Here is a 14,285-nt window from a genome sequence, read left to right as displayed (position 1 = left end):
GCAATGCTGAGAATGAATTTTCAGGAATGAGCCAGGCTTTTATTTGCTGGCTCAATATGAATAGAGTGAGGGTTACTTCTTAAATTTCGCCAAAATACGATCCAAATGGTTTGCAAATTCGCGTCGATCGGTTTGAGAAAGCGCGGCGGGCCCACCTGTCTGAATTCCGCTTGAACGCATGGTTTCCATAAAGTCGCGGATATTTAGGCGAGCTTTGATGGTGTCTTTTGTATAGAGCTCGCCACGAGAACTGAGGGCTTGAGCGCCTTTAGAGATAACCTCATCTGCAAGCGGAATATCTGACGTGATCACCAAATCGTTGGCTTCTACACGCTTGACGATTTCGTTGTCTGCGATGTCAAATCCCGCAGGGACTTGCAGCGAGTGGATGTTGTCTCTTTTCGGCACAGGGACAACGTGGTTAGCGACAAACGTACATTCAATCCCCGTACGCTCGGCGGCACGCACAATGGTTTCGCGAATAACTTTTGGACACGCGTCTGCATCTACCCATAACTTCATGATGATTTCTCACTGAGTTTCGCTTCTAACTCTTCAATACGAATGGCTAGCATTTTTACGGTGTGTTCTAGGGCTTCAAGACGATCATTATCGGTGTGGTGCTGTGCTGCGATTTCAACCTTGGGTACGCGTTGAGCACTCTTCCAACTTTTTATTGCGGTGATTAACGCTGGCATTGGAACTGGCGTTTTCAATCGTGCTTTCACTAACGCTACGGTTGGCTCTTTTCCTTGTTGTTGCAACTGTTCCATTGCCGCTTCTAATTCTTTAGTAACGTCTTGAGTTAACATTTTTAATCCTTAACAACGATATATCTATCATCATACGTTGAGTGCGCTGATTTGGCGAATGGCATTTTGGAGAGTGTAGTGTGAGAGATCTCTTACATAGGTTGTGAGAGAAAACGATTTCGTAAGCGGAAAAAGAGAAGATAAAGAGCTTAAGTTTATGATAAATAATGATTTAACAACTTGTTAACCAATGTGAGGGCCAAATATTTATCTTGGATAGATTGTCTATTTTTGGAAAAGGCGTAAATTGAGAGTTGTCAGCAGGAAGCAGACATGGAACAGGAAAGCACCAAGGATTTGGTTATCGTCAGGAAGACGATTTGGTTGGTCAGGATGATTAATCAAGCATGGAGCGTAGGACATTGTAAGGATACGATCATCAATAGGATGTTGATGACTAAGGATAGACAATGGACCCCTCTAGGATTGAGGTTATGGACAGCATCAGGAAGATGCAAGGGACACCGCTCAAGGAACAAGTGACGTGTGCTAACGAGGAATGTTAGCAGTCAGGATGATAAGGACACCGCTAGGACGGCGACGTAAGGAATAAGCTGACGGAATCAGCCACTATTATGGATGATGCATGGAGCACTTTTAGTAGCCGGACTGCTGCGAGTAAGACCATGACCCCGATACTTATGTGTCGGGGTCTTTCTTATATAAAAACGATATCCAGTGTTCTCATTGAATTAAGCGTCTCGATGTTACTTGGGGATATCAATATCACAAAATATATAAATTCCTAATAACACTTAATAAAAAACAACTCAGATCAATATCCTTTCCAACCAGTTGGTTTAACTTTCGGCTTCTCTACAAGGTGTTATGCCCGCAATCATTGAGCATGTTCAGCTCATCGAGTTTGTGATCTGCGGATAGATTAAGTTTGTTGTAATCAAGGAACAGATGTGGCCATAGTAACCAGAAGAATGCTTCTTCTACCCTACAATGAGTCGTTGCAACTAGAATTCGTCATGCTGAATTGCTGTGCGAAAAACCGTGCTGAATTGAATGGTCCGTATACAGTTGCGTCTGCCAAACAGATGTTTGAGAAAATACTGGATGATGAGAACATTTATAGTATGGCAGTGCTAGAGAGCACCAGTCGTGACTATATGGGGCACGTGTTCATTGCTAATCTCGATTCCGAACCTGAATTAGGGTTTATTTTTGATAAATCATATTGGGGTAAAGGGTTAGCAACAGAAGCACTAAAAGCATTTTTCCCCAAAGCGTGCCGTGAATTGGGCTTGAATAAGGTGAAAGCTAACGTGAATAGCAATCATCAAGCTTCTATGGCAGTACTGAAAAAGCTGGGATTTGTTGAAACAAAAGAAAGTAAGGATATATATGGTCCTTACTTTGAAATGGAATTTACAAGCGATGCGGTGGTAGGTGAAAGTTCTGCGGCCTGAAACCGACCATGGTTAACTCTCCTTGGTAGCAATCGTCACCAAGAGATGAAAACTCAAATTGATACACCGTATGCCAACGCCAGACTCCGTCTGGCGTTTTTAGTTTATGGGCACCAAAGGCGATGCTGATTAATTGGAGATCCAATTGCTCACATTTACGCGTGATGGCCGCTTTTGCGAGTTCGGCTTGGCGACGCTGTTGCCAAAACAGGTAACAGAAAAAGCAGAGCCCTAAAATTGCTAAAAGATCACCAATCATTCCTGAACCTTTCTTAGCTTTTTGTTGCTTGTTGTAAGCTTACTAGCGCATTTGCTAGTTCCTCTGATGGGTTTGAATGCAGCAAAGGCAATAACACCATTCTTAACTCTGGCAGCATCACTAAATCGGCAAATAACTGATTAAATAGGGCTTGATTACCGGTTTGAGCTAAACGCAGCAAAAACTGTTCTGCTACCTTTTCATTGGCGAGTAAGTGCCAAGCGCGACCCGCCACACCAATCAATACCTCCTGATGGCTTAAACGAGGGCTATGCAATATCGCATCTAATACTGGAGAGGCGACTTCTGTTGGCGCACCAGCAAGGGCTCGGATAAGTGCTGAAAGTAGGAAGAGATCAGGTTCGCTACTTGCGATTTCTTGCTGTGCCTTTTCCGCGATACGTTCTGCTAAACGCTCTTGAAGCTCTACATGCTCAAGCGCACCTAATAGGGCATAAAGTGGCTCATTTGGTAGGTGGTTCAACGCTTTGCGTATCATTACCCCGTTTTGCTCTTTGTCCAAACGAGCGGCCATGTCGGTGATCCCTTGCAGACCTACGGTTTGCCAATTATCCCAGCCTAAACCACCTGAAAAGTAATGCTGAGTGTGCTCATAATATTGGCTGGTAGGAAGATCGAGGTTCGCGCGGACCTGGCTATGAAACACGGCCATTTTGTCTTCGGAAGGTTTGAACGTATATGGGTTATTAGACAGCTTTTGCTGTTGCTCTTCAGAGATATCACCATTGAGGCGTGTTCCCATGGCTTCCACTACGTATTTAATGAAATTGCCGATATCTGATTGCTTTAACAAACCGCGCTCGTCCAATTCAAACTTTAGAAACCAAATCCAAGGTTGCTTTTGTTCATTCCAATAAGCGATGGCAAGGTGTGCTTTACGCTGCATTGGGAATGGGTACGGTGCTTGACCTTTTTCTACATCGGCAAACTCTTTCTTAGCGATGGTTTTGATACGACGACCAAGATCGAAGATTTGATAATCACAGCGGCTGTTGTTCAACAGTTGAGTGAGGGTTTGAATGTTTTCCATTAAATACGACGTCCTAACGTTCTTTTCACAAGAAATGGTATCATTCTCGGCTAATTCAAGGTTCGAGATAGAATTAATGGTAACAAATACTCAATTGGTCGACTTACTTCACCAACTTGAAACGCAGCTTAAAGAACATAAGTTGTGGCAACACACTAGGCCTTCAGAGCAAGCCTTACAAAGCGTGGAGCCATTTGCGATTGATACATTGCATCCTCATGAGTGGTTGCAGTGGGTCTTTATAGACAGAATGCACGTGCTAGTGGAAAACAACCAACCATTGCCAAGAGGGTTTTCTCTCGAGCCCTATTTTTCAGAAGCGTGGAAGCAGGAACCGCAGTTCGCAGAGCTGCTTGTTACAATCCGAACCATTGACGAACTGTGTAAGTAAACGAATGCTAGAACAAGAAATAGCGCGATCTTCAGAACCAGTTGAGCTGGAGATCGTTTATCAGGATGAATATTTTGTAGCGGTCAACAAGCCTGCCGGCATGTTAGTGCATCGCAGTTGGTTAGATAAACACGAAACTCAATTTGTCATGCAAACTTTGCGCGACCAAATTGGTCAGCATGTGTTCCCATTGCATCGTCTGGATCGTCCAACATCTGGTGTGCTCGTGTTTGCTTTGTCGAGTGAAGTCGCATCACAAGTCATGCCGATGTTTGCTGAACATAAAATGGAAAAGACATACCACGCGATAGTACGCGGTTGGATTGAGGAAGAGGGCGTCTTGGATTACGCACTCAAAGTGGAGTTAGACAAGATTGCTGATAAGTTCGCTTCACAAGAAAAAGAAGCGCAAGAAGCGGTGACGGAATATAAGCCGTTGGCTAAAGTGGAGGTTCCCTATTCGACGGGTAAATTTCCTACAACGCGTTATTGCTTAGTTGAGATGAAACCTAAAACGGGGCGTAAGCACCAACTTCGTCGTCATATGGCACATCTACGCCATCCGATCGTGGGTGATACAACGCACGGGGATGGAAAGCACAACAAGCTGTATCGCACAGAGTTTGATTCTCATCGTTTGCTACTGCATGCTTCAGAGTTACGGTTTGTCCATCCATTTACCGATCAAGAGATTGTCATGACGGCCAATCTTGATGAAACTTGGCAGCAATTGTTTACTCGATTTGAGTGGGATGAATCGATGATCAACCGATAATCGGCGCAGTTAGATCTAGATAATGATTGGGTACAAATAAAAAGGGTTAGCATCAATGCTAACCCTTTTTTAATATTTAAGACTTAACGTTTTACTTTAGTTTTGCGAGATCCGCTTCGATCTCTGCGATCTTGCTCGAAACGACTTTTTCTAAATGACGAAGGTCTGAAAGAATTTTCTCTTTTACATCAACCTCAGGTTGTTTCGTTGGCTTAGTGATTTTATTCAGTTCATCAATGACTAATGTGAGGTTACGGTTGATTTCCGTTACTTCTTTATATTTGTGACTGCCACTATCAACAAGAACATTTTTGATTTGGCGTGGGTATTTGAATTTAACGCTTTTAGCGAATAGTTCGCCTTTTTGCTTGTGGAAATAGATCTTGAGTACGTCTTTGTGTGCTTCTTGGCGTAGGGAATAACGTTCAATCTGCTTAGGGTCGTGAATACCCAAACCAGTGAGGTGGGGATACATAGGCTACCTCTATTACATCGAATTGATATTGATATAACTGTAGCAGCCTATGTATGAGCTAGATAGCTGATATTTAGCCAAAATGCTTAACTTGTGGGCAAGATCGCTCTCGCCCTGAACCGAAAAGATTGGCAGGTTTTATCTAAGCTGCGACCTCATCAGATAACTTTTCGATCAATCTCTCTCTTAGCTCATCTTGCTGTTCTTCACTTAATCTTCCTCCTGCATCACTGGTTAAAATAAACAAGTCTTCTGCTCGCTCACCAATGGTGGTGATTTTGGCACCGTGAAGGTTGATATTTAAATCAGCAAACGTACGGCCTACTTTGGCCAACAGCCCTGGTGTGTCTAGCGCGACAAACTCCATTAAAGTGTGTTTTTTACCTTTGGTTGGTAAGAAGTCGACTTTGGTTTTCACATTAAAGTGCTGAAGTTTGTTCGGAGTACGGCGCGTTTTAATCTTGGTTGGTCGGCCCGCCTCCAGTACATGGGTGAGGTGTTTAATCACCGCCGCGTGACGAGACTCATCGATCGCTTCGCCATGTTGATCGAGTACCATAAAGGTATCAATCACGTGCCCATCTTTGCTGGTCATGATTTGCGCGTCGTGTACATTAAAATTACGCCTATCTAACTCCGCCACGACTGTCGCAAATAAAGCAGGCTGGTCTTTCGTATATACAAACACCTCAGTGCCGCCACGAGTGGCTTTTTTACTGATCAACACCAAAGGCTTAGTCGGATCTTCCATGCGAAGTAAGTGTTCGCAGTGCCACGCGATTTGCGTATGGGTATGACGAAGGAAGTAGTCAGCTTTGAAGCGTTGCCACAATACTTCAATTTCGCGCGCGGCAAACCCCTCTTTGCGCAGCATTGCGGAGGCCATTTGTTGATTGTGGCGAATTCGCTCACGCACATCGACAGGGTTCTCTAGGCCTCTACGTAAAGCACGTTGTGTGGAGTAATACAGCTCCGCAAGTAAAGTTCGTTTCCAAGCATTCCAAAGTTCTGGGTTGGTTGCACAAATATCTGCAACTGTCAGGCATACAAGATAATCGAGAGATTCTTCGTCTCTGACTTTTTTGGCAAACTCGGTAATGACATCAGGATCATAAATATCTCGGCGCTGTGCGGTGACAGACATTAATAGATGATGTCTTACCAACCAAGCGACAAGTTTCGCTTCGGGCTTCGATAAACCATGCTCAATGCAGAAGTCGTACGCTTCTCCTTCACCGATAATCGAGTGATCGCCGCCACGACCTTTCCCGATATCGTGGAAAATAGCGGCAATAATCAGCAGCTCTTTCTTTTGCATCCGAGGGTAGACGTCACAGCAAATAGGGTGCTTCGCATGATTTTCTGGGTCACTAAAAGTGTTGATGTGTTTAAGTAATCGAATACTGTGTTCATCAACGGTGTAGGCATGGAATAAGTCAAACTGCATTTGACCAACAATCTGACTCCATTGCGGTAAATAGGCCGCCATAACCCCTAATCGGTGCATGAGACTGAATGCTTTGTGCAGAGCATTAGGGTGACGACATAACGCCATGAACTTTTCACGCGCAGCAGGAATGGTGTGCAAAAACTTGTTGAGCCGACGGCGAGCGGTGCGCAGTTGACGCAGCGTTGGTGGGCTCACCCCTTCAATAGTTGAGTCGTTAGCAATATGTAAGAACATATCCAGAATAGTTTCTGGGCGAGCTTGGAACAATGCGGGTTTCCGCGCTTCAATTAAAGAACCGCGACGTTGAAAGTCCGTATCGAGAATCTCGGCACTTTCTGTTGCCCCACCATTAATGATCGCTTGGTCAAAGAGTTTGAGTAGCATTTTATTGAGCTCTGCCACACGACGAAGCGTGCGGTAGAACTCTTTCATCATCATTTCTACGCCTCGATTGCCTTCTCCGACGTAGCCTAGATTTTCCGCAACTTGTGCTTGATGGGCAAAGGTCAAGCGGTTGTCATAGCGGCGAAGCTCCATGTGCAGAGCGAAACGTACTCGCCAAAGGAAGTCCTGACATTCAACCAATTCTCGGTATTCTGCGTCAGTTAAAAATCCGTATCGGCTCATTTCCAACAATGAAGTCGCACCAAAGTGACGTCGAGCGACCCAGCTTAATGTATGAATATCGCGTAGCCCGCCAGGGGTTGATTTAATGTCCGGTTCTAAGTTGTAGGTCGTGTCGTGGTAACGCGCATGGCGTTCGCGCTGCTCTTGAATTTTAGCGCGGTAAAACGTCTCACTTGGCCAGAAGGAGTCTGATAACACGACTTTCTTCAGTGCCTGAAAGGTGTCCTCGCTTCCACACAGCAGTCGCGCTTCTTGCAGGTTTGTCGCGACCGTTAGATCGGTTTTACCAATTTCAGCACATTCAGTAACGGTGCGAACAGCGTGTCCGACCTCGAGTTTTAAATCCCACAACAGCGTAATGAATTCGCTGATTTTTGCTTCTAACGCGGTTGGCAGTTTATTGTTCGACAGAATCAAAATATCGATATCGGAGAGCGGATGCAGCTCGCCTCGTCCGTAGCCACCAACGGCAACTAGGGAAATGTTGTAAATATCCTTGAAACCAAAATGTTGCCACAAACGATTGAGAAGCAGATCCATATATTCAGCTCTGGCTAAAACCAAGCTTGTTACCGGATGATGATTGAGAAACTCTTGGTTTTGATTAGAGCTAAACTTCTCTAATTCTTGTTTGAGTTCACCGATATTGATTTGTTCATCGGAAAAGGTAAGAGGGGACTGAAGTGTCATATTTGCCATCCGTGCAAGCTAATCTAATAACAATCTAACAAATTTGCGGCAGATAAAAAATATCCCCGCCGAAGCAGGGATATAGTAAACAACGAGTGGTCGTCAGCTTTACGCGTTTTTCATTAGGCGAGGAATCGTATCGTCGCTACGAAGCGTTAGTACTTCACAACCTTCTTTTGTTACTACAATGGTATGTTCCCATTGCGCAGAGTTCTTGCCGTCGCCCGTGTAAACAGTCCAGTCATCTTGTGCATCAACAGAGCAACCAAATTTACCAGCGTTAATCATCGGCTCAATAGTAAAGCACATGCCTTCTTTTAGTACGCGGCGGTCTTTGTTCTTGTAATGAACCACTTGTGGTTCTTCATGGAACTCATCGCCGATACCGTGACCACAGAAGTCTTTCACAATAGAAAACTTGTTGCGAGGATTGTTCTTGTTATTCTCTTTGATGTACTTCTCGATAGCTGTACCGATGTCACCAACCGTTGAACCTGGCTTAACGGTACGCATACCAACATACAGTGCTTCTTGAGCTACCATGCACAGACGTTTGTTTGCAGGCGAAACATCACCGACTAGGAACATCTTAGAAGTGTCACCATGGTACCCCTGAGGACGCACGCTCAGATCGGCATTCTCATCATTTGGAACGATTACGGTAATATCAACGTTCAAGATGTCACCATCTTTTAGTACCGCCGGCTTCATTTGGCCGTTGCTACCGATTTCGTCTTTTTCCGCTGGAATACCGTGGCATACGATATGGTTGATTGAAGTACAGATCGACTTAGGGAAACCATGGTAATCAAGCGGAGCAGAGTATGCACCTTTTTCTAGAGCGTACTCATGACAGATTTTGTTTAACTCTTCTGTCGTCACACCAACTTTGATGTGTGGTTCGATCATTTCTAGAATCTCTGCGGCTAGCTTGCCCGCAATGCGCATGCGTTCTATTTCTTCAGCAGTTTTAATCTTGATTGACATTGGCTTTCTCTACTTATTCCTAAGCACGTAAACGTGCGAATGGCCGCATTCTATCAGACATCGGGGCGTTAACCCAAGTTAGATAGGAATATGCATCATTCTTAATTCGATCATATGTTTAAAGTTTTGCTTATAAATAGGAGAAAGTGGCTCGGTGAAGAAATAATTTTTACTAGCCACAGTGAGCTAAAATATGGTATAAAGCGCGCCGGAATAGAGGACTGTTCTCTTCGTTTAGCAAAGTTAAGCGGCGAAGCAAGCTTCATCCGAATAACCTTTTATCTTTAAATCACACACATTCCGTCACATATTCCGGGGTGCTGAGCAGAAGCTTGGTCGGAGTTATGGGGAATGTGGAGGCCTAACCCCATAGAGGATTTTAAAATGGCAACTGTATCAATGCGCGATATGCTAAAAGCTGGTGTTCACTTCGGTCACCAGACTCGTTACTGGAACCCAAAAATGAAGCCATTCATCTTTGGCGCTCGTAACAAAGTTCATATCATCAACCTAGAAAAAACTGTACCAATGTTCAACGACGCTCTAGCTGAACTAGCTAAAGTTGGCGAGAAGAAAGGTAAGGTTCTATTCGTAGGTACTAAGCGCGCTGCATCTGAAGCTGTTAAAGAAGCTGCAATCGCAAGCAACCAGTTTTACGTAAACAACCGCTGGTTAGGCGGTATGCTTACAAACTACAAAACAGTTCGTCAGTCTATCAAGCGTCTAAAAGAACTAGAGACTCAATCTCAAGACGGTACTTTTGACAAACTAACTAAGAAAGAAGCTCTAATGCGTACTCGCGAAATGGAGAAGCTAGAGAAATCTCTTGGTGGTATCAAAGACATGGGCGGCCTACCAGACGCTCTATTCGTAATCGACGCTGATCACGAACACATTGCAATTAAAGAAGCTAACAACCTAGGTATTCCAGTATACGCTGTGGTAGATACTAACTCTAACCCAGACGGCGTTGACTACGTAATCCCAGGTAACGACGACGCGATCCGCGCTGTACAGCTATACCTGAACGCTGCTGCTTCAGCAGTATCTGAAGGTCGTAACAAAGACGTAGCTGCAGTTGCTGAAAAAGACGGTTTCGTAGAAGCTGAATAATAGCGGCTCTGTGTCACACTTGGTCTATGTGAAACCTTTGTGTAGCATAAACTAAGTTATAGTTAGCAATGGGGGCCGACAATGTTAGGCCCCTGTTTTTTACCTTATTTCGAATCAAACGAGGAAGACAGAATGGCAACTGTAACTGCTGCTCTAGTTAAAGAACTTCGCGAGCGTACTGGCGCTGGCATGATGGAATGTAAGAAAGCGCTTGTAGAAGCAAACGCTGACATCGAACTAGCAATTGAAAACATGCGTAAATCTGGCGCAGCGAAAGCAGCTAAGAAAGCTGGTAACGTTGCAGCTGAAGGCGCAATCATCATCAAAGAAGAAAACGGCGTTGCTGTTCTTCTTGAAGTTAACTGCCAAACTGACTTCGTTGCTAAAGACGGTAACTTCACTGCATTCGCAGAAGAAGTTGCAGCTGCAGCTCTAGCTTCAAAAGCTTCTGTTGAAGAACTACAAGCACAATTCGAAGACGCACGTGTAGCTCTAGTAGCTAAAATCGGTGAAAACATCACTATCCGTCGCGTAGAATACGTTCAAGGCACTGCAATCGCTTCTTACCGTCACGGTGAGAAAATCGGTGTTGTTGTTGCTGGTGAAGGCGACGCAGAAACTCTTAAGCACGTTGCAATGCACGTTGCTGCTTCTAAGCCAGAGTTCGTTAACCCAGAAGACGTACCAGCTGACGTAGTAGAAAAAGAGAAAGCGGTTCAAGTTGAAATCGCAATGAACGAAGGCAAGCCTGCTGAAATCGCTGAGAAGATGGTTGTTGGCCGCATGAAGAAATTCACTGGCGAGATCTCTCTAACAGGTCAAGCTTTCATCATGGAGCCTAAGAAAACTGTAGGCGAAATGCTGAAAGAAAAAGGCGCTTCAGTTTCTACGTTCGTTCGCCTAGAAGTAGGTGAAGGTATCGAGAAGAAAGAAGAAATGAGCTTCGCTGAAGAAGTTGCAGCAGCTCAAAAAGGTTAATCCTTAGAGACTGTATAAAGATTAGACCGTAGCCAAGGCTGCGGTCTTTTTATGAGCAGTGAACGATTAGCCGTGATGAATAGCCATAACTGAAGTTGTGTCTATTCATGACTGTTAATCAACAACTCTCTTTGGAAGGTAAACTCCATGACTACGAACCCTAAACCAGCGTATCAACGTATTCTATTAAAACTGAGTGGTGAAGCTCTTCAAGGTGAAGACGGTTTTGGTATTGATCCTGCGGTCCTTGATCGTATGGCACAAGAAGTTAAAGAACTGGTTGAACTGGGTGTTCAGGTTGGTGTAGTTATCGGTGGCGGTAACTTGTTCCGTGGTGCAGGCCTAGCTGAAGCTGGTATGAACCGCGTAGTTGGTGACCACATGGGTATGCTTGCTACAGTAATGAATGGCCTAGCGATGCGTGATGCTCTTCACCGTGCATACGTAAATGCGCGCGTTATGTCTGCAATCCCTCTAAAAGGCGTATGTGACGACTATAATTGGGCTGATGCGATCCGTGAGCTTCGCCAAGGCCGAGTTGTCATCTTCTCTGCTGGTACTGGTAACCCGTTCTTTACAACGGATTCTGCTGCTTGTTTACGTGGTATCGAAATTGAAGCGGATGTCGTACTAAAAGCGACGAAAGTTGATGGTGTATTTACTGCTGACCCTGTAGCAAACCCAGACGCAGAGCTGTATGATAAGCTATCTTATGCAGAAGTTCTGGATAAAGAGCTGAAAGTTATGGACTTGGCGGCGTTTACGCTAGCTCGTGACCACAAAATGCCAATCCGCGTATTTAATATGAACAAGCCAGGCGCACTACGTCGCGTGGTTATGGGCGAAGCAGAAGGCACGCTCATCAACGAATAAGCTTGGCTTAAGGTGCCACTCCAAAGCGTTAGGGTGGTGCTTGCTTTGCTCAACCGTTTTAGGCTTTCTTCAGGAAAGATGACATTTTTAAGGTGAAACTGTGATTAACGAAATCAAAAAAGACGCGCAAGAGCGCATGGATAAAAGCGTTGAAGCGCTTAAGAACAACCTTTCTAAAATTCGTACAGGTCGTGCACACCCAAGCCTACTATCTGGTATTTCTGTAGAATACTACGGTGCAGCAACACCTCTAAACCAAGTAGCAAACGTTATTGCTGAAGATGCACGTACACTTGCAATCACGGTTTTTGATAAAGAGCTGACGCCGAAAGTAGAAAAAGCGATCATGACGTCTGACCTTGGTCTAAACCCTATGTCAGCTGGCACTATCATCCGCGTTCCACTTCCACCGCTAACGGAAGAGCGTCGTAAAGACCTAGTTAAGATCGTCCGTGGTGAAGCTGAAGGTGGTCGTGTTGCTGTTCGTAACATCCGTCGTGACGCAAACAACGATCTTAAAGCGCTTCTAAAAGATAAAGAAATCTCTGAAGATGAAGACCGTAAAGCACAAGACGAAATTCAAAAGCTAACTGACGTTGCAGTTAAGAAGATCGATGAAGTTCTTGCTGCAAAAGAAAAAGAGTTGATGGAAGTTTAATACTCCCACACACATCACTGTTGGAAAACGCTGTGCTCACAGCTCAGCGTTTTTTTATGTTAGTCTATCCAACTGATGGAACTCAATTAACTCCCTATGCAAAATTCTCAAGCCTTCTCTGATTCCCTTCCTAAGCATATTGCCATCATTATGGACGGTAATGGCCGTTGGGCTAAGTCCAAAGGAAAACCTCGCGTATTTGGTCATAAAAAAGGCGTTAGTGCCGTTCGTAAGACCGTGGCTGCTGCTTCAAAACTAGGCATTAGAGCCATGACGCTGTTTGCTTTTAGTAGTGAAAACTGGCGTCGTCCGGAGGAAGAAGTGGGTCTTTTGATGGAACTGTTTATCACGGTCCTGTCTAGTGAAGTAAAAAAACTACACAAAAATAACTTACGGTTGCGCGTGATCGGTGATACCAGTCGATTTAGTGAGCGTCTACAAAAGAAAATTGTAGAAGCAGAAAACCTAACGGCAGATAACACGGGTATGGTGATCAACATTGCAGCCAACTATGGCGGTAAATGGGACATCACAGAAGCTGCTAAAACGTTAGCGCTAAAAGCACGTAACGGTGAAATTCGTGTAGAGGATATCAATGAGCAGCTAATCACTGAGCATTTGACCATGGCAGACCTACCGGAAGTGGATCTTTTAATTCGCACCAGTGGAGAGTGCCGCATCAGCAACTTTATGTTGTGGCAAATGGCTTATGCAGAAATGTACTTTACACCAGAGTACTGGCCAGAATTCGATGAAGACAGTTTGGTAGAAGCTGTGACTTGGTTTATCAACCGAGAACGTCGTTTTGGCTGTACAGGTGAACAAATAAAGGCATTGATGGCAGCTCAATAAGGACTAGTTAGTTTGAAACAGAGAATAATAACAGCACTAATTTTAGCTCCCCTGGTTATTTTAGGCATTTTTAAATTACCGCTAATGGGCTTTATTGCCGCTTTAACTGCAATAACGCTATTAGGTTTTTGGGAGTGGACTCAGTTTACAGGAAGCAACTCTCGCATTGGTGCCCTTGTGCCGGCAATCATTATTACCGGACTTAGTTTTCTATACATCTCGCCTGATGCATATAGCCTCAATCACTTAATGACACCTCATTATGTCGTCTTGGGTATTGGTTTTGTTTGGTGGATTATTGCTAGCTTAATGGCGATTACTTACCCCAAAACGACGAAATTTTGGCAAAGTAATTTTGTTTTACGTCATGTATTTGGTTTTCTGACATTAATCCCATTCCTTTGGAGTGTGATTATTCTCAGAGCGTATGACATCACTGTAGATCCATACCACGGCGCAAAGCTTGTGTTGTACGTTTGTTTCTTGGTATGGGCTGCAGATAGCGGCGCATACTTTGCAGGCAAAAGCTTAGGCAAACGTAAGATGGCTCCTCATGTAAGCCCCAATAAAACCATTGAAGGGCTAATTGGTGGCATTATCACGGCATTAATCGTAGCGTGGGCATTTGCTGATTGGTTCGATATCCAGTTCACTAGCCCTGTCCATATGGTGCTGATTACGCTGGTTACTGTCGTTATTTCAGTGCTTGGTGATCTGGTTGAAAGTATGTTCAAACGTGTCTCAGGCATTAAAGACAGCAGTAACATTATCCCAGGGCACGGTGGTGTGCTAGATCGTATCGACAGCCTAACCGCAGCATTCCCAGTTTTTGCTCTTCTTTACTACGTATTCTAATTTATCAGGAGCGGCGTCGTC

General features: G+C 44.5%; 16 protein-coding genes. 9 read left to right on the top strand and 7 right to left on the bottom strand.

Features of this window, described 5'->3' with window-relative positions:
- Nucleotides 1–72 precede the first annotated feature (72 nt).
- Together R7P64_RS11680 and R7P64_RS11675 are read right to left on the bottom strand one after the other, a co-directional pair.
- A complete protein-coding gene (locus tag R7P64_RS11680) occupies nt 73–522 on the bottom strand; it encodes a YaiI/YqxD family protein (protein WP_005380310.1) in 450 nt (149 codons plus the stop codon).
- Nucleotides 519–812, bottom strand: a complete 294-nt coding sequence (locus R7P64_RS11675) for a hypothetical protein (protein WP_033905520.1) — start codon at nt 810–812, stop codon at nt 519–521. Before R7P64_RS11675 ends, R7P64_RS11680 begins: the two co-directional genes overlap by 4 nt.
- Before the next feature lie 932 nt (nt 813–1,744).
- On the opposite strand from R7P64_RS11675, the gene R7P64_RS11670 reads away from it, so the two are divergent.
- A complete protein-coding gene (locus tag R7P64_RS11670; RefSeq protein WP_005380314.1) occupies nt 1,745–2,230 on the top strand; it encodes a GNAT family N-acetyltransferase in 486 nt (161 codons plus the stop codon).
- Here R7P64_RS11670 and R7P64_RS11665 read toward each other — a convergent pair.
- The gene (locus R7P64_RS11665; RefSeq protein ID WP_005380315.1) at nt 2,190–2,489 is read right to left on the bottom strand and encodes a DUF3301 domain-containing protein; all 300 of its coding nucleotides are present in this window, start codon (nt 2,487–2,489) and stop codon (nt 2,190–2,192) included. The genes R7P64_RS11670 and R7P64_RS11665 overlap by 41 nt on opposite strands.
- 13 nt (nt 2,490–2,502) lie before the next feature.
- Nucleotides 2,503–3,540, bottom strand: coding sequence for a DUF3549 family protein (locus R7P64_RS11660; protein ID WP_017636035.1), 1,038 nt, complete (start codon nt 3,538–3,540; stop codon nt 2,503–2,505).
- 76 nt (nt 3,541–3,616) lie between these two features.
- Between R7P64_RS11660 and R7P64_RS11655 the strand changes: the two genes are divergently transcribed.
- Together R7P64_RS11655 and truC are read left to right on the top strand one after the other, a co-directional pair.
- Nucleotides 3,617–3,931, top strand: a complete 315-nt coding sequence (locus R7P64_RS11655; RefSeq protein ID WP_213868612.1) for a YqcC family protein — start codon at nt 3,617–3,619, stop codon at nt 3,929–3,931.
- 4 nt (nt 3,932–3,935) lie between these two features.
- Nucleotides 3,936–4,706: a tRNA pseudouridine(65) synthase TruC gene (gene truC / locus R7P64_RS11650; RefSeq protein ID WP_171343217.1), complete on the top strand. Its 771-nt coding sequence runs from the start codon at nt 3,936–3,938 to the stop codon at nt 4,704–4,706.
- Between the two features lie 91 nt (nt 4,707–4,797).
- Here truC and R7P64_RS11645 read toward each other — a convergent pair whose 3' ends face one another.
- The 3 genes from R7P64_RS11645 to map all read right to left on the bottom strand — a co-directional run bounded on the left by R7P64_RS11645 (nt 4,798) and on the right by map (nt 8,935).
- The gene (locus R7P64_RS11645) at nt 4,798–5,181 is read right to left on the bottom strand and encodes a DUF3461 family protein (RefSeq protein ID WP_171344492.1); all 384 of its coding nucleotides are present in this window, start codon (nt 5,179–5,181) and stop codon (nt 4,798–4,800) included.
- Nucleotides 5,182–5,323: 142 nt separating this feature from the next.
- Complete coding sequence (glnD, locus tag R7P64_RS11640; RefSeq protein ID WP_213960702.1) at nt 5,324–7,948, bottom strand: bifunctional uridylyltransferase/uridylyl-removing protein GlnD; 2,625 nt, start codon at nt 7,946–7,948, stop codon at nt 5,324–5,326.
- Between the two features lie 108 nt (nt 7,949–8,056).
- On the bottom strand, nt 8,057–8,935 hold the full coding sequence (map, locus tag R7P64_RS11635) for a type I methionyl aminopeptidase (protein WP_005380326.1): 879 nt from the start codon (nt 8,933–8,935) through the stop codon (nt 8,057–8,059).
- A gap of 384 nt (nt 8,936–9,319) precedes the next feature.
- Between map and rpsB the strand changes: the two genes are divergently transcribed.
- From rpsB to R7P64_RS11605, 6 genes are all read left to right on the top strand, one after another.
- Nucleotides 9,320–10,048, top strand: a complete 729-nt coding sequence (rpsB, locus tag R7P64_RS11630; protein ID WP_005380327.1) for a 30S ribosomal protein S2 — start codon at nt 9,320–9,322, stop codon at nt 10,046–10,048.
- A 132-nt stretch (nt 10,049–10,180) separates the two neighbouring features.
- Nucleotides 10,181–11,026, top strand: a complete 846-nt coding sequence (gene tsf / locus R7P64_RS11625; protein ID WP_005380328.1) for a translation elongation factor Ts — start codon at nt 10,181–10,183, stop codon at nt 11,024–11,026.
- 147 nt (nt 11,027–11,173) lie between these two features.
- Entirely contained in the window at nt 11,174–11,899 is a 726-nt protein-coding gene (gene pyrH / locus R7P64_RS11620; protein WP_005380329.1) for a UMP kinase, read from the top strand.
- Nucleotides 11,900–11,999: 100 nt separating this feature from the next.
- Nucleotides 12,000–12,557: a ribosome recycling factor gene (gene frr / locus R7P64_RS11615; protein ID WP_005380330.1), complete on the top strand. Its 558-nt coding sequence runs from the start codon at nt 12,000–12,002 to the stop codon at nt 12,555–12,557.
- Between the two features lie 96 nt (nt 12,558–12,653).
- The gene (locus R7P64_RS11610; RefSeq protein ID WP_005380331.1) at nt 12,654–13,409 is read left to right on the top strand and encodes an isoprenyl transferase; all 756 of its coding nucleotides are present in this window, start codon (nt 12,654–12,656) and stop codon (nt 13,407–13,409) included.
- Between the two features lie 12 nt (nt 13,410–13,421).
- Nucleotides 13,422–14,264, top strand: a complete 843-nt coding sequence (locus R7P64_RS11605; protein WP_213973326.1) for a phosphatidate cytidylyltransferase — start codon at nt 13,422–13,424, stop codon at nt 14,262–14,264.
- Nucleotides 14,265–14,285 lie beyond the last annotated feature (21 nt).

It is taken from the genome of Vibrio sp. 2304, from assembly GCF_033339475.1.
GTDB lineage: Bacteria > Pseudomonadota > Gammaproteobacteria > Enterobacterales > Vibrionaceae > Vibrio > Vibrio alginolyticus.
Note: the sequence above shows the minus strand (reverse complement) of the source record. Positions and strands in the feature narration are given on the sequence as shown.

Excerpts from the sequence above, each read along its gene's own strand:
- R7P64_RS11665 (WP_005380315.1), bottom strand. The coding sequence starts at position 2,489 with ATGATTGGTGATCTTTTAGCAATTTTAGGGCTCTGCTTTTTCTGTTAC.
- R7P64_RS11645 (WP_171344492.1), bottom strand. The coding sequence starts at position 5,181 with ATGTATCCCCACCTCACTGGTTTGGGTATTCACGACCCTAAGCAGATT.
- R7P64_RS11680 (WP_005380310.1), bottom strand. The coding sequence starts at position 522 with ATGAAGTTATGGGTAGATGCAGACGCGTGTCCAAAAGTTATTCGCGAA.
- R7P64_RS11610 (WP_005380331.1), top strand. The coding sequence starts at position 12,654 with ATGCAAAATTCTCAAGCCTTCTCTGATTCCCTTCCTAAGCATATTGCC.
- R7P64_RS11660 (WP_017636035.1), bottom strand. The coding sequence starts at position 3,540 with ATGGAAAACATTCAAACCCTCACTCAACTGTTGAACAACAGCCGCTGT.
- glnD (WP_213960702.1), bottom strand. The coding sequence starts at position 7,948 with ATGACACTTCAGTCCCCTCTTACCTTTTCCGATGAACAAATCAATATC.
- rpsB (WP_005380327.1), top strand. The coding sequence starts at position 9,320 with ATGGCAACTGTATCAATGCGCGATATGCTAAAAGCTGGTGTTCACTTC.
- R7P64_RS11655 (WP_213868612.1), top strand. The coding sequence starts at position 3,617 with ATGGTAACAAATACTCAATTGGTCGACTTACTTCACCAACTTGAAACG.
- R7P64_RS11675 (WP_033905520.1), bottom strand. The coding sequence starts at position 812 with ATGTTAACTCAAGACGTTACTAAAGAATTAGAAGCGGCAATGGAACAG.
- tsf (WP_005380328.1), top strand. The coding sequence starts at position 10,181 with ATGGCAACTGTAACTGCTGCTCTAGTTAAAGAACTTCGCGAGCGTACT.
- map (WP_005380326.1), bottom strand. The coding sequence starts at position 8,935 with ATGTCAATCAAGATTAAAACTGCTGAAGAAATAGAACGCATGCGCATT.
- pyrH (WP_005380329.1), top strand. The coding sequence starts at position 11,174 with ATGACTACGAACCCTAAACCAGCGTATCAACGTATTCTATTAAAACTG.
- R7P64_RS11670 (WP_005380314.1), top strand. The coding sequence starts at position 1,745 with ATGCTTCTTCTACCCTACAATGAGTCGTTGCAACTAGAATTCGTCATG.
- truC (WP_171343217.1), top strand. The coding sequence starts at position 3,936 with ATGCTAGAACAAGAAATAGCGCGATCTTCAGAACCAGTTGAGCTGGAG.